The organism is Ignavibacteriota bacterium (genome assembly GCA_016218045.1).
Taxonomy (GTDB): Bacteria; Bacteroidota; Ignavibacteria; order SZUA-365; family SZUA-365; genus JACRFB01.
This window is the reverse complement of sequence record JACRFB010000045.1, coordinates 174,805-192,514: the sequence shown is the minus strand read 5'-3', so window position 1 is coordinate 192,514 and position 17,710 is coordinate 174,805. Positions and strand designations below refer to the sequence as shown.

The following is a 17,710-nucleotide window of genomic DNA, read 5'->3' as shown; positions in this document are numbered from 1 at the left end:
GCTTCTGCTACCACCAACGCGTCTCGATGCCGGAAACGACCACACCGAACCGATCACACGTGGAAAACCGATCACTGGAACATCCATAACGAAGCGATACACGAACGATTTTTCTGTCAACTTTTTTTAGGACGAGACAGGCGACTTTCCCCCTCTTTCCAAGAGGGGGCAGGGGGAGTTGCGGAACAGTGACACAGTGTCTCTCACGGTCCCGCGAAGCGTGAAACCACGACGAGACAGCGTGAGAGCTATTCCTCCTTCAGCAAGGTGAGTCGGACGATGAACTTGGAGTCGCTGGTGACTCTGGGCGATTCGTCTTCATCGGATTTTGACACGGACTGGCTCGTCGTGATGGTCTCATAGCCGAGATAGCCATTATCCTTAGTACGGAACGCCGTCCTCGTTGTACCGTCCCACGTGTGTTCGCTGTACCCGTCGTCGATTCTGGAAGGTCTGCGCTGCGCTTTCTGCATGTGCTCAATGAGGAAATCGCAGGTGATGCTGTCTTCCGTGAGACCATCGGAACAGATATACTCCCGCACTTCGCCGACATACTCGAAATAGCTGCCGCCGGGCCCGCCGATCACCTTTCCTTCAAGCACCTTCGAGCTGCTGTCTCTCCATGTTTCGCCTTTTCGCGCGGCCTTTACCATCGGGAGATGCGGGAAGTAATCATCGATTTCCATTTTCAGGAGTCTGTCCGGATTCACGGGTTCACCGCGCACGTTCGGGTTCTGCAATTGCTCATCGTGCTCCTTCTGCCACTCCGCCTTCTCGAGTATTTCTCCAGACACATACTCACCACGCGGCGTCAGGGTAACGCGAAACTTCGGCGTGATGTCCGGCCTCCCTGAAATGAGCTTCATGGTCTTTTGCGTCGGCATCTCATCCATAGGGGAGCGGACCACCGTGTTTCTAAGACGCATCGTATCGGAGAGTTGTATTGCCGTCGTCCCCTCTCCTTCATCCTTCCTCCGGTATCCCTGCTCGAGCACTGTGCAGAGAAGCGTGCCATTCCCGGTGCTGTCCACATCCTCCACCGCGATCTTCATCACGACGCTATGCACGAAGGAATCCTCGTACGCGCCGTTATTCTGCACGTTTGTCTGATCGAACACGCGGTGATACACGTACGTCCTCCCCTTCACAAATGTGTATCGCAGCTCAGGTTGCTGCGCCGACGTGGTACACAGTGCGGCGAGTGTCCAGACCATCGCGATGATTCCGGCGGTACGCTCTCTCATGACGAACCCTCCTTGCAGTGAATCCCATCAGCACGTTCCGACGCACCAACGCAAATATATCGCACAATGTTATCGGATTCTACAAGATGATATGCAGTCCGAAAAAACAACTTCCTGCATCACTACGCTTTCCCGCTCTCCCGCTGTCCCGCTGTCCCGCTGTCCTCACGTCTTCTGCTGCTTCTTCTTCGCCGCGGGGAAGAGGATGTTGTTCAAGATGAGCCGGTAACCCGGTGAGTTTTTATGCAGCGCGAGATCCGTCGGCGGGTCACCAACCTGATGCTGATAGTCCTCGGGATCGTGCCCGCCGTACCAGGTGAAGGTTCCGCGTCCGAAATTGCCGTGCAGGTATTTCACCTCGTCGGTGTTGTCCTTCTGCCCCAGAATGATCACACTTTTTTTCACGAGGGGTTTCTTGAACGCGGTGGTCTGTCCGAGAAAACCGGGAATCACATTCACGTGATTCTGTGTAAGCATGGTGGGGACCGGATCGTACTTGGCGGAAAAATCAAAGAGTGTGAAATAGTCGGCGTCGGGCCGTCCGCCGAAGGCGGGTGTCATGTCGATGTCGCTGTACTCGTATTCGAGCGGATTCATCACCAGCTTGAAATCGGTGAAGGCGAAACACTTTGTGTAATCCAGCCGCTCCTGGCAATCGACATCGGGCGGATCACCGTCGTACATCACGTCGCACATGTCGGTGCCCTCGGCCGCCAGCGCGATGTCGTAGCTGTCGGTGGCGGAACACATGCCGAACATAAAACCACCGCTCCCGACATAGTCCTTGATGGCGCGGGCCACGGCCTTCTTCATATCCGACACTTTCCTGTACCCGAGCTGCTTCGCCATCGCCTCGTGGATGGCAACCTGCTGCATGTACCAGGGCGTGGTGCTGAACTGCGCGTAGAACTTGCCGTACTGGCCGGTGAAGTCCTCGTGATGCAGGTGCAGCCAGTCGTACTCGTAGAGTTTGCCCTTGAGCACTTCTTCGTCCCACACCTTGTCGTAATGCACCTGCGCGTATTCGAGCGCAAGCGTCACCGCGTCGTCCCAGGGTTGGAAGTTGGGCGGAACATACACCGCGATGCGCGGCGGCTTCTCGAGCTTCACGACATCGGTGTTGCCGTCGGTGCCCTGTACTTCTGCGTAGATCTGCGACGCCTGGCCGCCGTCGATCGACGAGAACGACACACCGCGCACACGGCACTCGTTTTCGATGAAGGACTGATACGGCATCATGAAACTGCCGCCGCGGTAATTCAGCAGCCAGTCGATTTCCATTCCACGGGACAGGACCCAGTAGGCGATGCCGTAGGCGCGGAGGTGATCCGTCTGCTGCAGATCCATGGGTATGAGAATTTTCTGCTGCGCCGCCGCGGGCACGAAACTCAGCACCGCGAGTGCGGCGGCGAGGAGGAAACGGGTCATGATTGTCCCTTGCGTAAAGCGAGAATGCGCTGCCGCGCGTGCGCGGCATGGATGGATGCGGGGTGTTCGTTGAGCAGGCGCTGATATGTGTCGATGGCCCGCTGCGTCTCGCCCGGAAGTTCCTCGAGCGCGCCGCCGAGGGCCGAGAGGACCTGGTCCCGCAACAGACTTTCCGGATTCTTCGCGAGGAAATCCTCGTAGGTCGCCGCGGCGTCGCGCGGCCTGTCCATCGCGCGCTGCACTGTGCCGAGGCGCAGCCACGCCTGGTCCGACACCGGCGCTGTAGGGAATCGTTCGATGAGATCGCGGAGCTGCGCCGCAGCGTCGCCCAGTTTCCTGCGCCGTTCGAGAAAGACCGCGCGCGCGTAGGCCTTCAGGGCTTCGTACGACGGCGCGCGGAACTGCTGCACAAAGAGGGACAGCGCGAGAGCGTCGTTGGCGATGTCGTCGCTGCTGTTCTCGAAGAGGGGTTCCAACGCGGCGATGCAGGTGTCGAAGCGCCCCTGGAAATACAGTATCTCGGCAAGCTTGAATTCGACGGCCTTCCTGTCCTGCGGCGATTGGAGTCCCATGCGCAGGACGGAACCGTACACCTCGGCCGCACGCGCCAGGTCGCCCTTCCCGAGTATCACGTCTCCCATCAGCGTGTAGGCGTCGACGCGGCCCATCACGTTGCGGCGCATCGGCGCGAGATCCTCGAGCTGTTTCAGCGCCGCGTCGGCGTCGCCGTATTTGTCGTACGTGATGTAGGCGATGCGGTAGCGGCTCTCGACGCCGAACACGGTGCCGGGCGCTTCACGCGCAATATCCTCGTACAGCGAAATCACGCCGCGATAGGCGGCCACGGCCTCGCTGCCGCGGTTGTGCGTCGTGTCGCCGGGGATGAGCGGCGCGGCATCGAGCGAGGTGAGCGCGAGTTCCTCCGCACAACGCGCATGCAGGAATTCGGCCTCCGAGGCAAAACCCGCGCGGGGATACTGCGCGGCGACATCGGCGAAGGCCTTCATCGCGGGCTCGTACGCCTTGTCATTGTATGCGCGCTGCGCAAACGCGAACAGCTCGAGGCCGCTCGTGCCGCGAATGCGGTCCATCTCCGTGTACACGGTGCGGGCGGACGAGTAGTCCTTGCCCTCCATGTAAAGCCAGGCGAGCAGCGTGCGTATCGTCGCGTCGGAGGGATTGTCGTCGGCGGCGCGGCGGGTGACGCGCAGCGCCGCTTCGAGTCCCGCGGGGATCTCGGAGAACTGCGCGATGTGCTGCTGTATCGACCAGATGGCGCCGGGGTTCTCCATCATGTAGCGGATGTACTCCTCCATCGCCTTGTCGAACTTCATGTCCATCGTGTAGGCGCGCGCGATCTCCATTACAAAGAGGCGCGGCGAACGCAGCACATCGCGTCCCCTCTGCAGCACCTCGACGGCGCGCGGATACATTCTGCACGCGAGCGCCTCGTCACTCACCGCCTGGTACACACCCGCATTCTGCGGCTCGAGTGTGATGGCATCGTCCCACGCCTTCACCGCGCCGTCCGTATCCCCCTTGCGGTACAACGCCGTGCCGAGGTGCACGCGGTTCATCACCTCGCGCGGACTCGTGCCGATGCGCGCCCGCAACAGGGTAATAACCTCGTCGTAGCGCTTGAGCTGCATCAGCATGCGGCGCACGCCGTCGAAGTACGAGGGGTTGGCCGGGTGGCTGTCGTGGAGGATCTGATAAAACCGGAGCGCATCATCCCATTTGCCCGACTGCTCGTACACTTGCGCGAGCCGCAACGTGCTCGGTTCGTCGGCCACCTGAGCCGGAAGACGAGTCGCCGCGCCGAGGAACATCAGCAACAAAAGAGCGAACGGGACGGGAAAGAGTTTCATGTGTTTGTCTTTGGGTGAAAACACCGCGTCAATAATAGAGTAAATCGCCAGATCGCGCAATCGGTTCCCGGTTTTGACCCGGATCCGCCCCGGCCCAACAACGACGCGGCGCGCGGCGCGGTGAACTCCGCAGCCGCGGCACGTGTTACACGGGGACGTGGTCATTGTTTTCGACCCGGTTTTCGAGCGGAAAATGCTATATTGACATTTTATGCGTAATCGAATCACTCCATTCCCACCGCCCGTCCGGACACACGGATGAAAGCCCTCGCGCTGTTCGGATCCACCGGATCCATCGGCGGCAGCACGCTTGATGTCGTGCGCGCCCATCCGGAGCATTTTTCCGTCCGCTACCTTGCGGCCCGCAGCAGCGTCGACCGCCTGTGCGCGCAGGTGGAGGAGTTCGCTCCTCGCGCGGTGGCAGTGGAAGACCGCGCTGCGGCGGCTCGCGTCCGCGAACGGGTCGGTAACCGTACCGAGGTGCTCGAGGGCGCCGGCGGACTCTTGGAACTCGCCCGCCGCGACGATTACGACATGCTCGTGAGCAGTCTCGTGGGTTTTGCCGGCATGCGTCCGACCATCGCCGCCATCGAGGCGGGCAAAGCCGTGGCGCTCGCCAACAAGGAGACACTTGTTGTCGCCGGAGAAATCATCACACGCCTGCTCGCGACACACCGCGTGCCCTTCCTGCCCATCGACAGCGAACACAGCGCCATCATGCAGTGCCTCGCCGGTGAAACGACCGAGAGCATCGCGCGCATCGTTCTCACCGCGAGCGGCGGACCCTTCCGCGGCCGCAGCCGCGCCGAACTGGCCACTGTCACCCGCAAACAGGCGCTCAAACATCCGAATTGGTCGATGGGGCACAAGATCACCATCGACAGCGCCACACTCATGAACAAGGGTCTGGAGGTCATCGAGGCGCACTGGTTGTTCTCCGTTCCCGGCGAGCGGATCGATGTGCTTGTACATCCGCAGTCCATCATTCATTCGATGGTGGAATTCACCGACGGCTCGGTGAAAGCGCAGCTTGGTCCGCCCGACATGAAACTGCCGATACACTTCGCCCTGTCCTGGCCCGACCGGCGGGCGGCCGCGTATCCGCGCCTCGATTTTAGCGCCACGACCTCGCTCACGTTCGAAGCCCCCGATCCCGGCACATTCCGCTGCCTTGCGCTCGCGTACGAGGCCCTTCATGCAGGCGGCACGGCGCCCGCGATTCTCAACGCCGCGAACGAGGTTGCCGTCGCGGCCTTCCTCGATGAAACCATCGGCTTCCTCGACATCCCCGCCATTATCGAGGAATGCCTCTCCACACTCCCCGTCGCCGCCGCCTCCGACATCGACACGGTGGTAGCGGCGGATCACGAAACACGCCGCCTGGCCCGCCATCTCGCGGCCGGGCGCGCGGTCAACGCTGTCCACACCGCATAAGACGTATATGGAATTCTTCAGCCAGACCTTCTACTTCATCCTCATCATCAGCGTGCTGGTGCTCGTGCACGAGCTGGGGCATTTCTCCGCCGCGAAGCTCTTCCGCATGCGTGTCGACCGATTCTCGATCGGACTCGGACCACGCGCGTTCGGGAAAAAAATCGGCGAGACGGATTATTGCATCAGTTGGATTCCGTTCGGCGGCTTTGTCAAAATCGTCGGCATGATCGACGAGAGTTTCGACAATGAAACCATGCGGTCGGAACCGCAGCCGTGGGAATTCCGCTCCAAACCGCTGTACCAGCGTTTTATCGTGATCACCGCGGGCGTGTTCATGAACGTCGTTCTCGCCGTGATGATTTTCTGGGGATTGAATCTCGCGCGCGGTCGCGACGTGCATCCCGTCACCACCATCGGATATGTGCAGCCGGGTTCACTGGCCGAACGATCCGGGCTGCGCGACGGCGACCGCATCCTGTCGGTGAACGGCGAGCAGGCCCGCTACTGGGAAAATGTGGAAAATGCCATCGTGCTCGAGAGCGGCGCCGAAGGGGCGCGCATCACCGTCGATCGCGGCGGCGAACAGAGCGTGATCACGGTTCCGGGAACCGCCATCGAGGCACTCGGCGACAAACGATTCGGCATCTACGCTCCAGGGAGCAGGCCGCGCATCAACGCGGTCGAGGACGGGCTGCCCGCGTCGAAGTCGGGCATACAGCCCGGCGACGCCCTGCTGAGCATCAACAACCAGACTGTGCGCACATCCGAGGATGTGATCGCGATACTGGGCGCCTTCCCCGGCAAACCTGTCTCGGCAACCTGGCTGCGCAAGAGCGACACGCTGCGCGGATCGGTGACACCGAATGAGAAGGGCAAGATCGGCATCGCGCTGTTCAGCGCGATCGAGGGCCCGAAGGAAGAGCTGCGCTACGGCGTCTTCGAGGCGTTTACCGCAAGTGTGAAGGGATTCTGGACCATCACCTCGATGACGGTCACAAACATCTGGGACATCATCATCGGGAAGGCCAGCTTCCGCCAGTCGATAGGCGGTCCGGTGAAAATTGCGCGCATGGCCGCACAGCAGGCCGAGGTCGGTATCGCGAGTTTCCTGTCGCTGGTCGCCATACTGAGCATCAGTCTGGCGGTGATCAACATCTTCCCCTTCCCCGCCCTCGACGGCGGATATGTGATCTTCCTCATGTACGAGCTGATCTTCCGCAGGGAGATCCCGCAGAAAGTGCAGTACTATCTGCTGTACGCCGGATGGCTTCTGCTGATCGGGCTCATGGTGTTTGTCCTCTACAACGACATCTTCCATTAACCGCGCGGCCGGCAGCGGAAGGTGCCGGCGCGGGGATCAGACGGCGTCGGTGTCGGGCGTCCGCGACAGCGTTTTCAGGTAATACGAAATCGCCATGAATCCGGCGACGATCTGCTCGTTGCGCACGTACACGCCCGCAGGCACCTGCAGTTCCGTCGGCGTGAAATTCCACACGGCCTTGACACCCGCACGCACCGCGATGTCGGTCACTTCCTGCGCGGCAGCCTTGGGCACCGTTATCACGACAACCTTGATCTTGTTTCTCTCGATGATGCTCGCGAGGCGGAACACCGACAACACCTCGTATTTGCCGACATAGGATCCGATTTTTTGCGGATCGTTGTCGAGCACGCCCGCGATGCGCAGGCCGTACTGTTCGAAGCCCTGATACAGCGCCAGCGCCTTGCCGAGATAGCCCGCCCCTATGATCAGCGCCTCGGTGATTTCCTGCAAACCGAGAAAGTCCTCGATCGATTTGCGCATGAGCGGTATCGAATATCCCTGATTCTGCCGGCCGCGGATCTCCAGATCGGCCATGTCCTTGCGCACAAGGGTCTCATTGATTTCGAGGATCTGCGACAGTTCCTTGCTGGAAATGTAGGCACGACCGAGGACGTTGTACGCCGTCACTATCTGGTGATAATGGGGCAACCGCCTGAATGCGGCCTTTGAAACGCCTTTTTTTTGTGCTCGTTTTTCGGTCATCTCGTTTTCCATGAGACGGCTCCTTCTGGCAAGTCGTGACATCGTCCGCAGCGTCGGCAGGCTGCGTCCCCGGAGCGGGAATCCGGGATACGGCGGATCCGTTCCACTGCCTCCGCCGATGAAAGAGAAGAAATTCACAAAAAAAATACGCTATTTCGGGATGGAAGGCAAAGAAAGTACCGCGACCGGATCACATTCCCTGTGTTGTGTCACGGAGAGGACAGCAGACAGGAAGCGCAGCGCCCCGCGGTGCAGAACGTATCGTGAAGTTCGACAAGTGCCTGCTGTGTCATCGAGTCGAGCATTTCGCCCGCGGGACAGAGGTAGCCCAGCGCGCGCGTCTTGTGATTGGATGCGGCCCCGGGCGTATGAAAGTACAGCGCCGCCGCTGCCTGCACGAGGGCGGCGTTTCCGTCCTGCGCGCCGGTCACCGCGTAGAACGGCGCCACAACATTGACAAGGATTTCCGTCCTCCGACCCTCGCCCGGAGCAGCGGCAGCGGACTGTGTACACGCGGACTCGAGCAGCGCCGGGAGTTGCGCGGGTGCAACACACAGGGCGTGGCGCAGGGCCGTGTACAGCGAGTCGTCACGCAGGGCGCAGATATACGCCGCAAGTTGGGCAAGGCGCCGCTGTACCGCATTGTGCGGCCGCACACCACGGCTGTGCCACACCAGGCCGCCATGCCCATCGGGCGGCGCGCCGTTCGCGGCTGGTATGGAGAACTGTTCCGCCCGCGCGCACAGCGCGTGGAACACCTCGGCATAGACGCCCTCGAACTGCGTGAGCGGGGATGACGCGGCCAGTGCCTCCATCGCGCTCTCGTTCCCGCCGTAGCCGCAGGCGCGCGCGAACAGTTCGTAGAGGACCTGCATGCGCGCCTCGGCGACCGGACGCGACGCGGAGCACGCGCCAAGCCGCGCGGCGATACGCGCGTTTTTACGCGCAAAGCGTGAGGCCGCGGCAAGCAGCAGCGCCGCCTCGCGACGCGAGGGGTGCAGGTACGCAGCCGTGTCGGCGCAGGGATGCGCCCGCGCGGGCAGCACCTCGAGGAGCGAGACCCACGCAGTGCGGAGTTTCCTATCGAGGATGTCGGGCAGCACGACGGTATGCGCAAACACAGGGCCCGGCAGCCCCCGTTCACGAAGCAGAACCACGTGCAGAATCACGCCGCGATACCGCGGATCGTCGCCGTGGCCATGGCGCTTCCAGTCGCCCTCGCGCACATGCACCTCGATATCGCCCGCCTCCTCGCGGCCGTCGACATGGATGCGCGCGCCCAGGTAATCGGGCCCTTCGTGCGGATTTTTTACGCCGGCGCACAGGATGCGGATCTCCCGCCCCTCCGCGCTCGTGATCACCACGCCCGTGCCCGCGCGCTGTTCCCAGAGGGTGCAGACGTGCTCCTCGGGCATGCCCGCATAGTGCCGGGGCGGTTCCGCGCAGGCGGACGCGCGGCAGGCCGCCGGACGACGGAGCCGTGTTGCGCCCTGAAGCGGGCGGGAGTGCGGAACACTCATAGGTGCTGTCATGGATGCCTCCCCGACATCTGAAAAATACTGTGTGAGAGAATAACACCGGTGCGCCGCCCCAGGTTCCGCGCGCCGTGTTCAGCGTCTCAGTCGGGCGGGTGTTGCCGCCGTATGTGCGCGGAAGCGCGCGCGGTCTCGAAGCGACGCTCGACAGTGCGCAGCAGCGCCATCACCACGCCGACCCAGAGAAGGACGCAGGCCAGGCGCACCGCGGGATACACGGTGGACGACACATGCGGGAACAGTTTGCCGCTGATGTCGGTGAAGGAATTCAAGGCGAAGGCGACACACACCACGGCCGTCACACGCAGCGCCGTGTCGGCCGCGGCTTTGGGCTCACTCGCGGTACGCGCGCGCCGCCTGAGCGCCGCCGCACACGCGGCGGCGCCCACGACGAGCGACAGGAACAGGAGAGGAATCTCGTACGGCCGGAGCGCGCCGAGAATGTCGTTGCCCGAGAGATGCACTGCAGCCGCCTGTCAGGCGATGGTCACATCCGGCGAGAGATACACGTCCTGAATCGCATTCAAGAGCGCGGCACCTTCCCGCATCGGACGCTGGAAGGCCTTGCGGCCTGAAATGAGGCCCTGACCGCCCGCGCGCTTGTTGATGACCGCCGTCTTCACGGCCTCGGCGAGATCGGTCTCACCCGACGACGCGCCGCCGCTGTTGATGAGTCCGGCGCGGCCCATGTAACAATTCACAACCTGATACCGCGTGAGATCGATCGGGTGATCGGTGGACAGTGTATCGTACACGAGTTTGCTGGTCTTGCCGAACTTCACAGAATTGTATCCGCCGTTGTTCTCGGGCATCTTCTGCTTGATGATGTCGGCCTGTATGGTCACGCCCAGGTGATTGGCCTGGCCGGTGAGATCGGCCGCGACGTGATAGTCCTTGTCGGACTTGAAGGCCGGATTGCGGAGGTAACACCAGAGAATGGTGGCCATGCCCAGCTCATGCGCGCGCGAGAATGCATCGGCGATTTCGACGATCTGCCGCGCGGCCTCGTCGGACCCGAAGTAGATGGTGGCGCCGACCGCCGCCGCGCCCATGTCGTAGGCCTGCTCGACATTGGCGAAGAGGATCTGGTCGAACTTGTTCGGGTAGCTCAGCAGCTCGTTGTGATTGATCTTGACGATGAAGGGGATATGATGCGCGTACTTCCGCGCCACGCTCCCGAGCACGCCCAGCGTGCTGGCCACCGCGTTGCAGCCGCCTTCGATGGCGAGTTTGATGATGTTCTCCGAATCGAAATAGATGGGATTCGGCGCGAAGGATGCGCCCGCGCTGTGCTCGATGCCCTGATCGACGGGCAGTATCGACATGTACCCGCTGCCCGCGAGGCGGCCGGTGTTGTAGATGCGCTGCAGATTCACGAGCACGCGCGGATTGCGATCGCTGTCCTTCCAGATCCGGTCGACAAAATCCGGCCCCGGCAGGTGCAGGTGGTCCTTCGTAACCGCGGGTGAGTTGAATCCGAGCAGGTATTCGGCGTCGCCGCCGAGCAATTCTTGAATGGAAACGGACATGGCGCGTACCCAGGTGTGTGAGTGAGTGGAGAAAACGAAAGCTAGGGATTTACGCATTTTCGTCAAAGCACCATCCCGCCGCGAAACTCGCGGCGGGCGCGTGTGTGTTGTATTGTCCGTATCTTGTGAACGAAGAGGAAACATGGCGCACATCATCATGACAGGAGCGACGGGGCTCCTGGGGAAAAGGATCTACGCGGCCCTCCGCGCGCGCGGCGACAGTGTCACTGTTTTTTCCCGTCATCCGGAAAGAGCAGCGGGGGTTTTTCCCGATGCAGCGCGGGTCCTGCTCTGGTCACCCGGCATGCCGGGCGCCTGGCGCGAGGCCTTCGACGGCGCCGACGCCGTGTTGCATCTCGCGGGTGAATCCGTCGGCGCCTCGCGATGGAACGCCGAGGTGAAACGCCGCATTCGCGAGAGTCGCGTCGAAGGCACACGCGCGATCGCCGAAGCCATCGGCGCCGCCGCGCGGCCGCCGCGTCTGTTGCTCTCCATGTCGGGTGTCGGATATTACGGCGACACGGGCGACAACCGCGCGGCCGAAACGGCCGCCCCGGGTGACGACTTTTTCTCGCAGGTCTGCGCCGCGTGGGAATCCGCCGCGCTCGCCGCCCGCGGCGCACACACGCGTGTTGCGATCGCCCGCGCGGGCGTGGTACTCGCGCGCGAAGGCGGCGCCCTGCCGCGCCTGCGCACGCCGTTTATGTTTTTTGCGGGCGGACCCTTCGGCCACGGCCGGCAGTGGTTTCCCTGGGTGCATATCGATGATGCGGTCGCGGCACTGCTTCACGCGCTCGACACTGTCGAGGTCGCCGGACCGTTCAACCTCGTGGCGCCCGACGAGGTGCGCAACGCCGAGTTTATGAACGCGCTCGGTGCCGCCCTCTCCAGGCCGGCCTTCCTGCGTGTCCCCGCCTTCGCCCTGCGTCTGGCCGCCGGCGAGTTCGCCTCGGCCCTGCTCACCGGACAGCGCCTCGCACCCGAAACCCTTCTCGCCACCGGCTTTCAATTCCGTTTCCCACAGCTCCCCCACGCTCTTCAGGATCTGTTGAATGAGTCATTCCTTGCTCGAAAACGTTGACCCCTAATACTCGTGAGAGGATACAGGAGACAGGAGGCAGGAGACACGAATCGATACGGTGCCTATCTCCTGTCCCCTCTCTCCTGTATCCTCACACGAATGTTAGGATGAAGGAGTCCGGAGACACGAATCGACACGTGCCTGTCTCCTGTATCCATTCTCCTGTATCCTCACACGAATGTGCGGACCCAGGATACAGGAGTAAGGAGCCACGAATCGCGACAGTGTCGGCTCCTGTATCCTTTCTCCTGTATCCTCACACGAATGTTAGGATGAAGGAGTCCGTAGACGCGAATCGACTCTATGTCAGTTCCCTTGCTTTTCCCTACCCCCGTCGGTAATTTTCTGTGCTACGGGATCATTCCCGCCCTCCTTCCTCCCGCACCTTCCACGACGCACCGGAGTCCCGCCATGAGCGACGAACTGCACAACGACACATACACCCGCGAAACACGCCTGATTTACGGACGTGGCCACTCGGAAAAATGGGACTACGCACACCACGTCATTCCCCCGATCTCCTCGTCGGCGACGTACCGGCTCGATTCGGCGCAGCGCGGCGCGCAGGGCTTCATCGAATTTGCGCACACGACCGAAGACACGCGCAGCAAGGCCCCGATCTACATTTACGACCGCCTCGGCGAACCGAACAAGGACATCCTCGAGGAAAACCTCGCGTTTGCCGAGAACGGCGACGCGGCCATCACGTTTGCATCGGGCATGGCGGCCATTTCCGCGGTTTTCGGGATACTGCTGAAAAGCGGCGAGCAGATCATCGCACATCCCACGTTGTACGGCTGCACGTACTCGCTCCTCACGCTGTGGTACCCGCGCTACAATATCGACGTGGTGTTCCAGAACATGCACGACATCGACGCGCTCGCGTCGGCCATTACGGAGAAGACCCGCGTCATCTTTTTCGAATCACCGATCAATCCGACGATGGGGCTCATCGACATCCCTGCCATCACCAAGCTGGTCGCAAAGGCGAACGTCGGTCGCGAGGAGCATGAGAAGATCCGTGTTGTTGTCGACAACACCTTCGCGACGCCTTTCTGCCAGCGTCCCATTGAACTCGGCGCCGATTTTGTGATGCACTCCCTGACGAAGGGCATCGGCGGTTTCGGCACCGACATGGGCGGTGTCATCGTCTGCCCGAAGCAGTACTACGACATGATGCTGATGTACCGCAAGGACTTTGGCGGCGTGCTCGCAACCAAGAGTGCGTGGCCGATTCTGGTGTACGGCCTTCCCACGCTGTCCCTGCGCGTGCGCCGCGAAATGGAATCGGCCCTCATCGTCGCCTCCTGGCTCGAGCAGCACCCGAAGGTGAAGGAGATGCGGTATCCGGGCCTGCCCAGCCATCCGCAGTACGAACTCGCCCAGCGTCAGATGCGCGACTTCGACGGCAACTTCGCGCCGGGCACGCTTATGTATTTCACCCTGCAGGCCGACACGCCGCAGGAAAGCCGCGACAAGGGCGAGCGCTTCATCAACACGGTTGCCGCAAACGCCTACACGATCACACTCGCCGTCAGTCTCGGACACCTCCGCACGCTGATCGAACACCCCGGCTCAATGACACACTCCGCCATTCCCGCGGAGGAGCAGGTGAAGCGCGGCATGGATCCGGGCGGCATCCGCCTTTCGATCGGCATCGAACATCCCGACGACATCATCCGCGATCTCGCCGACGCGCTCGCAACGTTGTAATTCACGTCCACAATAGAAGATTCGCATGTCCGATTTTCCCCGACTCCGCAGCGCGCTGCTCGCGCAGTTTCCGAATGTGGACGCCGCCATGAGCACGCGCCAGGGCGCCGACGACGCCGCGCCGTTCGGGTTCAATCTCGGCTTCAAGGTGGGCGACGATCCCGACCGCGTGGAGCGGCATCTGCGGCGTTTCCTGGCCTGCCTCGACCTCGCGCCCGAGGACATGGCGTTTATGGACCAGGTGCACGAGGACCGTATCGCCGAGGCGATCGAAGCCGGCGAGTATCCGTCGTGCGACGGCCTGCACAGCACGCAGCCGGGCCTCGGCCTCGCGGTGCGTGTCGCCGACTGCCTGCCGGTCCTCTACTACGCCCCGGCGGTCAACGCCATCGCCGCCGTACATGCGGGCTGGCGGGGCACGGCAGAACATCTGGCCGCAAAGATGGTGACGACGCTGTGCGGGACCTACGGCTGCGAACCGTCCGACATACACGTGTACATCGGCGCCGGTGCCGGGCCGTGTTGTTACGAAGTGGGACCGGACGTCGCGGCGCTGTTCCCGCAGGAATTGCTCCGCCCCCGCGAAGGACGCAATCCCACGCTCGACCTGCCCGAGGCGAATGTCCGTCAGCTTCTCGAGGCGGGTCTGCCCGCCGCAAACATCGACGTCGAGCGCCGCTGCACCGTGTGCTCCCCCGCCCTCTTCCATTCACACCGCAGCGACGGCGCGGCCTCGGGCCGCATGCTCGCCGTCATCGCGCTGCGCGGCATCGCAGAGTGACGCGGGAGGCGTGATGAGCGACACCTTCGAATTCCTCGACACGGGCGCGCACACGGGTGCGCAGAACATGGCCTTCGATGTCGCGCGCGCCGAGGCCGTCGACGCCGGACGCGCCCTGCCCTCGCTGCGTGTCTACCGCTGGACGCCCTGGTGCATTTCCCTCGGCCGTCATCAGCAGGAATCCGATCTCGACACCGCGCGCTGCGCGGAGGACGGCATCGACATCGTGCGCCGCCCGACCGGCGGCAGAGCCATCCTGCACGCGGAGGAGCTGACCTACTGCGTCGTCATGCCCTCGCGCGGGCGCGGCATCATGGATGTGTACAAGGACATCAGCGAGGCCCTCACGGCGGGACTCTCGTCACTCGCATCAGGCATCGAAATGGCCCGCAGCCAGCCGCAATTTGCGAAGCTCTACCAGGAACCGGGCGGCATCCCCTGCTTTTCGAGTTCCGCGCGCTACGAGATTGAAGTCGGCGGACGCAAGCTCGTCGGCAGCGCGCAACGGCGCATCGGCGAGACGGTCCTGCAGCACGGGTCCATTCTCATCGGTGACGCGCACCTTCGGCTCGCCGGCTACCTGGCCGTCGACGAGACAAACCGCGATGCGATCCTTTCCGACATGCGTGCACACACGACCACGCTCGACGAGGTCCTGGGCAGGCGTATCGGCTGGGAGGAACTGCGCGAGGCACTGCGCGAAGGTTTCGAAAAAACTTGGGCCATTCGCTTTCAAGTTGACGATCAGAATCGTTACATTGCCCGCGAATGGGAACATATGAGCCCCCCATGAGCGATAATCGCGCCCCCGTGTCATCCTCAGCCAACCGCATCACAACCCGAACCATCCAGGAAATGAAGGATGCAGGCGAACCCATCGCCTGCCTCACGGCATATGATTTCCTCATGGCGCGTATGCTCGATGAAGTGGGGCTCGATATCATCCTTGTCGGCGATTCCCTGAGCAACGTGTTCCAGGGCAATGCCACCACTCTGCCTGTCACGCTCGACGAAATGATCTATCACACCAAGATCGTGAGCAACGTGACACGCCGCGCGATGGTCATCACCGATCTTCCCTTCATGACGTATCAGGTGACCGTCGAGGAGGCGTTCCGCAACGCGGGCCGCATCATGAAGGAAACCAACGCCCTCGGTGTGAAGGTGGAGGGCGGGCGCCGTGTCGCGAAGGTGGTGGAGAAAGTGTCGGGCGAAGGCATTCCCATCGTCGGCCATATCGGCCTCATGCCGCAATCGATACTCAAATACGGCGGCTACAGGCCGCGCGGCACATCCGCCGAGGAGGCCAACGAACTCATCGAGGACGCCCTCGCCTTGCAGGAGGCCGGCGCCTTCGCCATCGTCCTCGAAAAAATTCCCGCCGAACTCGGCAGGACCATCACCGAGCGCCTCGACATCCCGACCATCGGCATCGGAGCGGGCCCGTTTTGCAGCGGCCAGATCCTCGTCACACACGACATGCTCGGCCTGTTCGAAGATTTCCGCCCCCGTTTCGTGCGGCGCTACGCGAAACTGAGCGAGGAAATCGAACGGGCCTGCCGGCAATACATCGCCGATGTGAAAGCCGGCACCTTCCCCAACGAATCGGAGAGCTATTAATGGACAGCGATCAGATCGCCGCGATTAAGAAGCAGCTCAAGGAAGAAGGGTACAACATCTACGTGTACAGCTACCCCGACGGCATGCTCTTTCCCACTCATTCGCACGAGCACGAAACGATTCACGTCGTGCTCAGCGGATCGATGAAGATCACGATGGAGGGAGCGGACTACATTCTGACGCCGGGGGAACGATTCCTGATTCCGCCGCATCAGTCACATTCCGCGGAAGTGCTCGGCACCTCGCCCGTCATCTGTCTCGACGCCACGCGCCACGTCCGTTGACCCGTCCAGAGACACCCGCCGCCCGTCCCGCCGTCAAACCCCGCAGCCCCGCAGCATGACACCCACGACGATCACCCTGACTCAGGAACGGGAGCTGAAAATTGTGTGGAGTGACGGCCACATCGTGCGACTCTCGCTACAGTACCTGCGCCAGCGCTGTCCCTGCGCGGGCTGCCAGGGCGAGACCGACATACTCGGAAACGTGCATATGCCCCTCGAGCTGCCCGTGATCACGCCGAAGTCCTTCGAACTCCAGGCGGCCACACCTGTCGGCAACTACGCGGTCATGCTGCGCTGGGCCGACGGCCACGATACCGGCATCTATTCGTGGGAGTACCTGCTGGGACTCGAACGCGCGCTGGATGGCGACGGCGGCTGATTCCTCCCGGCCTCTGCGCATCGCGGTGACGCGGGGTGGCGCCACACATCCCGAGAGCCACGCACGGTATGGCGCATGGCTGCGCGCGGCAGACCCGACGGTGCACATCGTGGATATTCTCGATGACGCGGCCCCGGTCGAATCCTGCGACGGTCTGCTGCTCAGCGGCGGAGCGGACATCCATCCCGCATATTTCGGAGAATCCGATCCGGATCTCCTCTCGCGGAATGTCGACCGCGCGCGCGACGGGATGGAATTCGACGCCTGGGCCCGCGCACGGAAGCGGCGCCTCCCCGTGCTCGGCATCTGCCGCGGACTGCAACTCGTCAATGTCGCTCTCGGCGGGTCCCTGATCCTCGATCTTCCGCGGACGGGAATCAGCGGACATGGCAAAGCCGCGGACCGGGACGTCGCTCATTCGATCACCATCGAACCCGCTTCACTCGTCCATTCCCTCACCGGCACGACCACCTGCCGGGTGAACAGCGCGCATCATCAGGCCGCGGGCCGCGTCGCCGATACGCTGCGTGTCACTGCGCGAAGCGACGACGGCGTGATCGAGGCAATGGAATGGGCCGAAACGGCGGCGGATCAATTTCTCCTGCTCGTCCAGTGGCACCCGGAGCGCGACACAAACAATCCGGCCCTCGCCGGCGATATCGCGCGGACCTTTCTCACTGCGTGCAGAATCGTAACACGTAGCAATGTAGCAAAGTAGCAAGGTATATGAAGCGATGTGTTCATCACTTCACACTTTCCACTTTGCTACTTTTGTACTTTGCTACATA

Annotated in this window: 17 protein-coding genes; 10 read left to right on the top strand and 7 right to left on the bottom strand. The window is 62.3% G+C overall.

What is annotated here, in order from left to right:
* Positions 1–248 precede the first annotated feature (248 nt).
* From HY962_12385 to HY962_12375, 3 genes are all read right to left on the bottom strand, one after another.
* The gene (locus HY962_12385) at positions 249–1,244 is read right to left on the bottom strand and encodes a hypothetical protein (protein MBI5647719.1); all 996 of its coding nucleotides are present in this window, start codon (positions 1,242–1,244) and stop codon (positions 249–251) included.
* A gap of 165 nt (positions 1,245–1,409) precedes the next feature.
* A complete protein-coding gene (locus HY962_12380) occupies positions 1,410–2,672 on the bottom strand; it encodes an asparagine synthetase B (protein MBI5647718.1) in 1,263 nt (420 codons plus the stop codon).
* Positions 2,669–4,540: a tetratricopeptide repeat protein gene (locus HY962_12375; GenBank protein MBI5647717.1), complete on the bottom strand. Its 1,872-nt coding sequence runs from the start codon at positions 4,538–4,540 to the stop codon at positions 2,669–2,671. The genes HY962_12380 and HY962_12375 overlap by 4 nt, the downstream gene beginning before the upstream one ends.
* Before the next feature lie 258 nt (positions 4,541–4,798).
* Here HY962_12375 and HY962_12370 point away from each other — a divergent pair, with 258 nt between their 5' ends.
* Positions 4,799–5,974, top strand: a complete 1,176-nt coding sequence (locus tag HY962_12370) for a 1-deoxy-D-xylulose-5-phosphate reductoisomerase (protein MBI5647716.1) — start codon at positions 4,799–4,801, stop codon at positions 5,972–5,974.
* A 7-nt stretch (positions 5,975–5,981) separates the two neighbouring features.
* Complete coding sequence (rseP, locus tag HY962_12365) at positions 5,982–7,295, top strand: RIP metalloprotease RseP (protein MBI5647715.1); 1,314 nt, start codon at positions 5,982–5,984, stop codon at positions 7,293–7,295.
* 36 nt (positions 7,296–7,331) lie between these two features.
* Here the strand turns inward: rseP and HY962_12360 are convergent, their stop codons facing one another.
* The 4 genes from HY962_12360 to HY962_12345 form a co-directional block, all read right to left on the bottom strand.
* Positions 7,332–8,012, bottom strand: a complete 681-nt coding sequence (locus HY962_12360) for a redox-sensing transcriptional repressor Rex (protein ID MBI5647714.1) — start codon at positions 8,010–8,012, stop codon at positions 7,332–7,334.
* A gap of 197 nt (positions 8,013–8,209) precedes the next feature.
* Positions 8,210–9,532 carry a DUF2851 family protein gene (locus HY962_12355; protein ID MBI5647713.1) on the bottom strand — a complete coding sequence of 441 codons (1,323 nt, stop codon included), beginning with the start codon at positions 9,530–9,532 and terminating at the stop codon, positions 8,210–8,212.
* An 86-nt stretch (positions 9,533–9,618) separates the two neighbouring features.
* On the bottom strand, positions 9,619–9,999 hold the full coding sequence (locus HY962_12350) for a hypothetical protein (GenBank protein MBI5647712.1): 381 nt from the start codon (positions 9,997–9,999) through the stop codon (positions 9,619–9,621).
* A gap of 12 nt (positions 10,000–10,011) precedes the next feature.
* Positions 10,012–11,064, bottom strand: coding sequence for a class I fructose-bisphosphate aldolase (locus tag HY962_12345; GenBank protein MBI5647711.1), 1,053 nt, complete (start codon positions 11,062–11,064; stop codon positions 10,012–10,014).
* 142 nt (positions 11,065–11,206) lie between these two features.
* On the opposite strand from HY962_12345, the gene HY962_12340 reads away from it, so the two are divergent.
* The 8 genes from HY962_12340 (at position 11,207) to HY962_12305 (ending at position 17,640) form a co-directional block, all read left to right on the top strand.
* Entirely contained in the window at positions 11,207–12,145 is a 939-nt protein-coding gene (locus tag HY962_12340; protein ID MBI5647710.1) for a TIGR01777 family protein, read from the top strand.
* A gap of 411 nt (positions 12,146–12,556) precedes the next feature.
* Complete coding sequence (locus HY962_12335) at positions 12,557–13,858, top strand: aminotransferase class I/II-fold pyridoxal phosphate-dependent enzyme (GenBank protein MBI5647709.1); 1,302 nt, start codon at positions 12,557–12,559, stop codon at positions 13,856–13,858.
* Between the two features lie 25 nt (positions 13,859–13,883).
* Positions 13,884–14,639 carry a peptidoglycan editing factor PgeF gene (pgeF, locus tag HY962_12330; protein ID MBI5647708.1) on the top strand — a complete coding sequence of 252 codons (756 nt, stop codon included), beginning with the start codon at positions 13,884–13,886 and terminating at the stop codon, positions 14,637–14,639.
* Between the two features lie 13 nt (positions 14,640–14,652).
* Positions 14,653–15,432, top strand: coding sequence for a lipoate--protein ligase family protein (locus HY962_12325; protein ID MBI5647707.1), 780 nt, complete (start codon positions 14,653–14,655; stop codon positions 15,430–15,432).
* Positions 15,429–16,259, top strand: coding sequence for a 3-methyl-2-oxobutanoate hydroxymethyltransferase (panB, locus tag HY962_12320; GenBank protein ID MBI5647706.1), 831 nt, complete (start codon positions 15,429–15,431; stop codon positions 16,257–16,259). The genes HY962_12325 and panB overlap by 4 nt, the downstream gene beginning before the upstream one ends.
* A complete protein-coding gene (locus HY962_12315) occupies positions 16,259–16,543 on the top strand; it encodes a cupin domain-containing protein (protein ID MBI5647705.1) in 285 nt (94 codons plus the stop codon). The genes panB and HY962_12315 overlap by 1 nt, the downstream gene beginning before the upstream one ends.
* Before the next feature lie 55 nt (positions 16,544–16,598).
* Positions 16,599–16,922 carry a DUF971 domain-containing protein gene (locus tag HY962_12310; protein MBI5647704.1) on the top strand — a complete coding sequence of 108 codons (324 nt, stop codon included), beginning with the start codon at positions 16,599–16,601 and terminating at the stop codon, positions 16,920–16,922.
* Complete coding sequence (locus HY962_12305) at positions 16,906–17,640, top strand: gamma-glutamyl-gamma-aminobutyrate hydrolase family protein (protein ID MBI5647703.1); 735 nt, start codon at positions 16,906–16,908, stop codon at positions 17,638–17,640. Before HY962_12310 ends, HY962_12305 begins: the two co-directional genes overlap by 17 nt.
* Positions 17,641–17,710 lie beyond the last annotated feature (70 nt).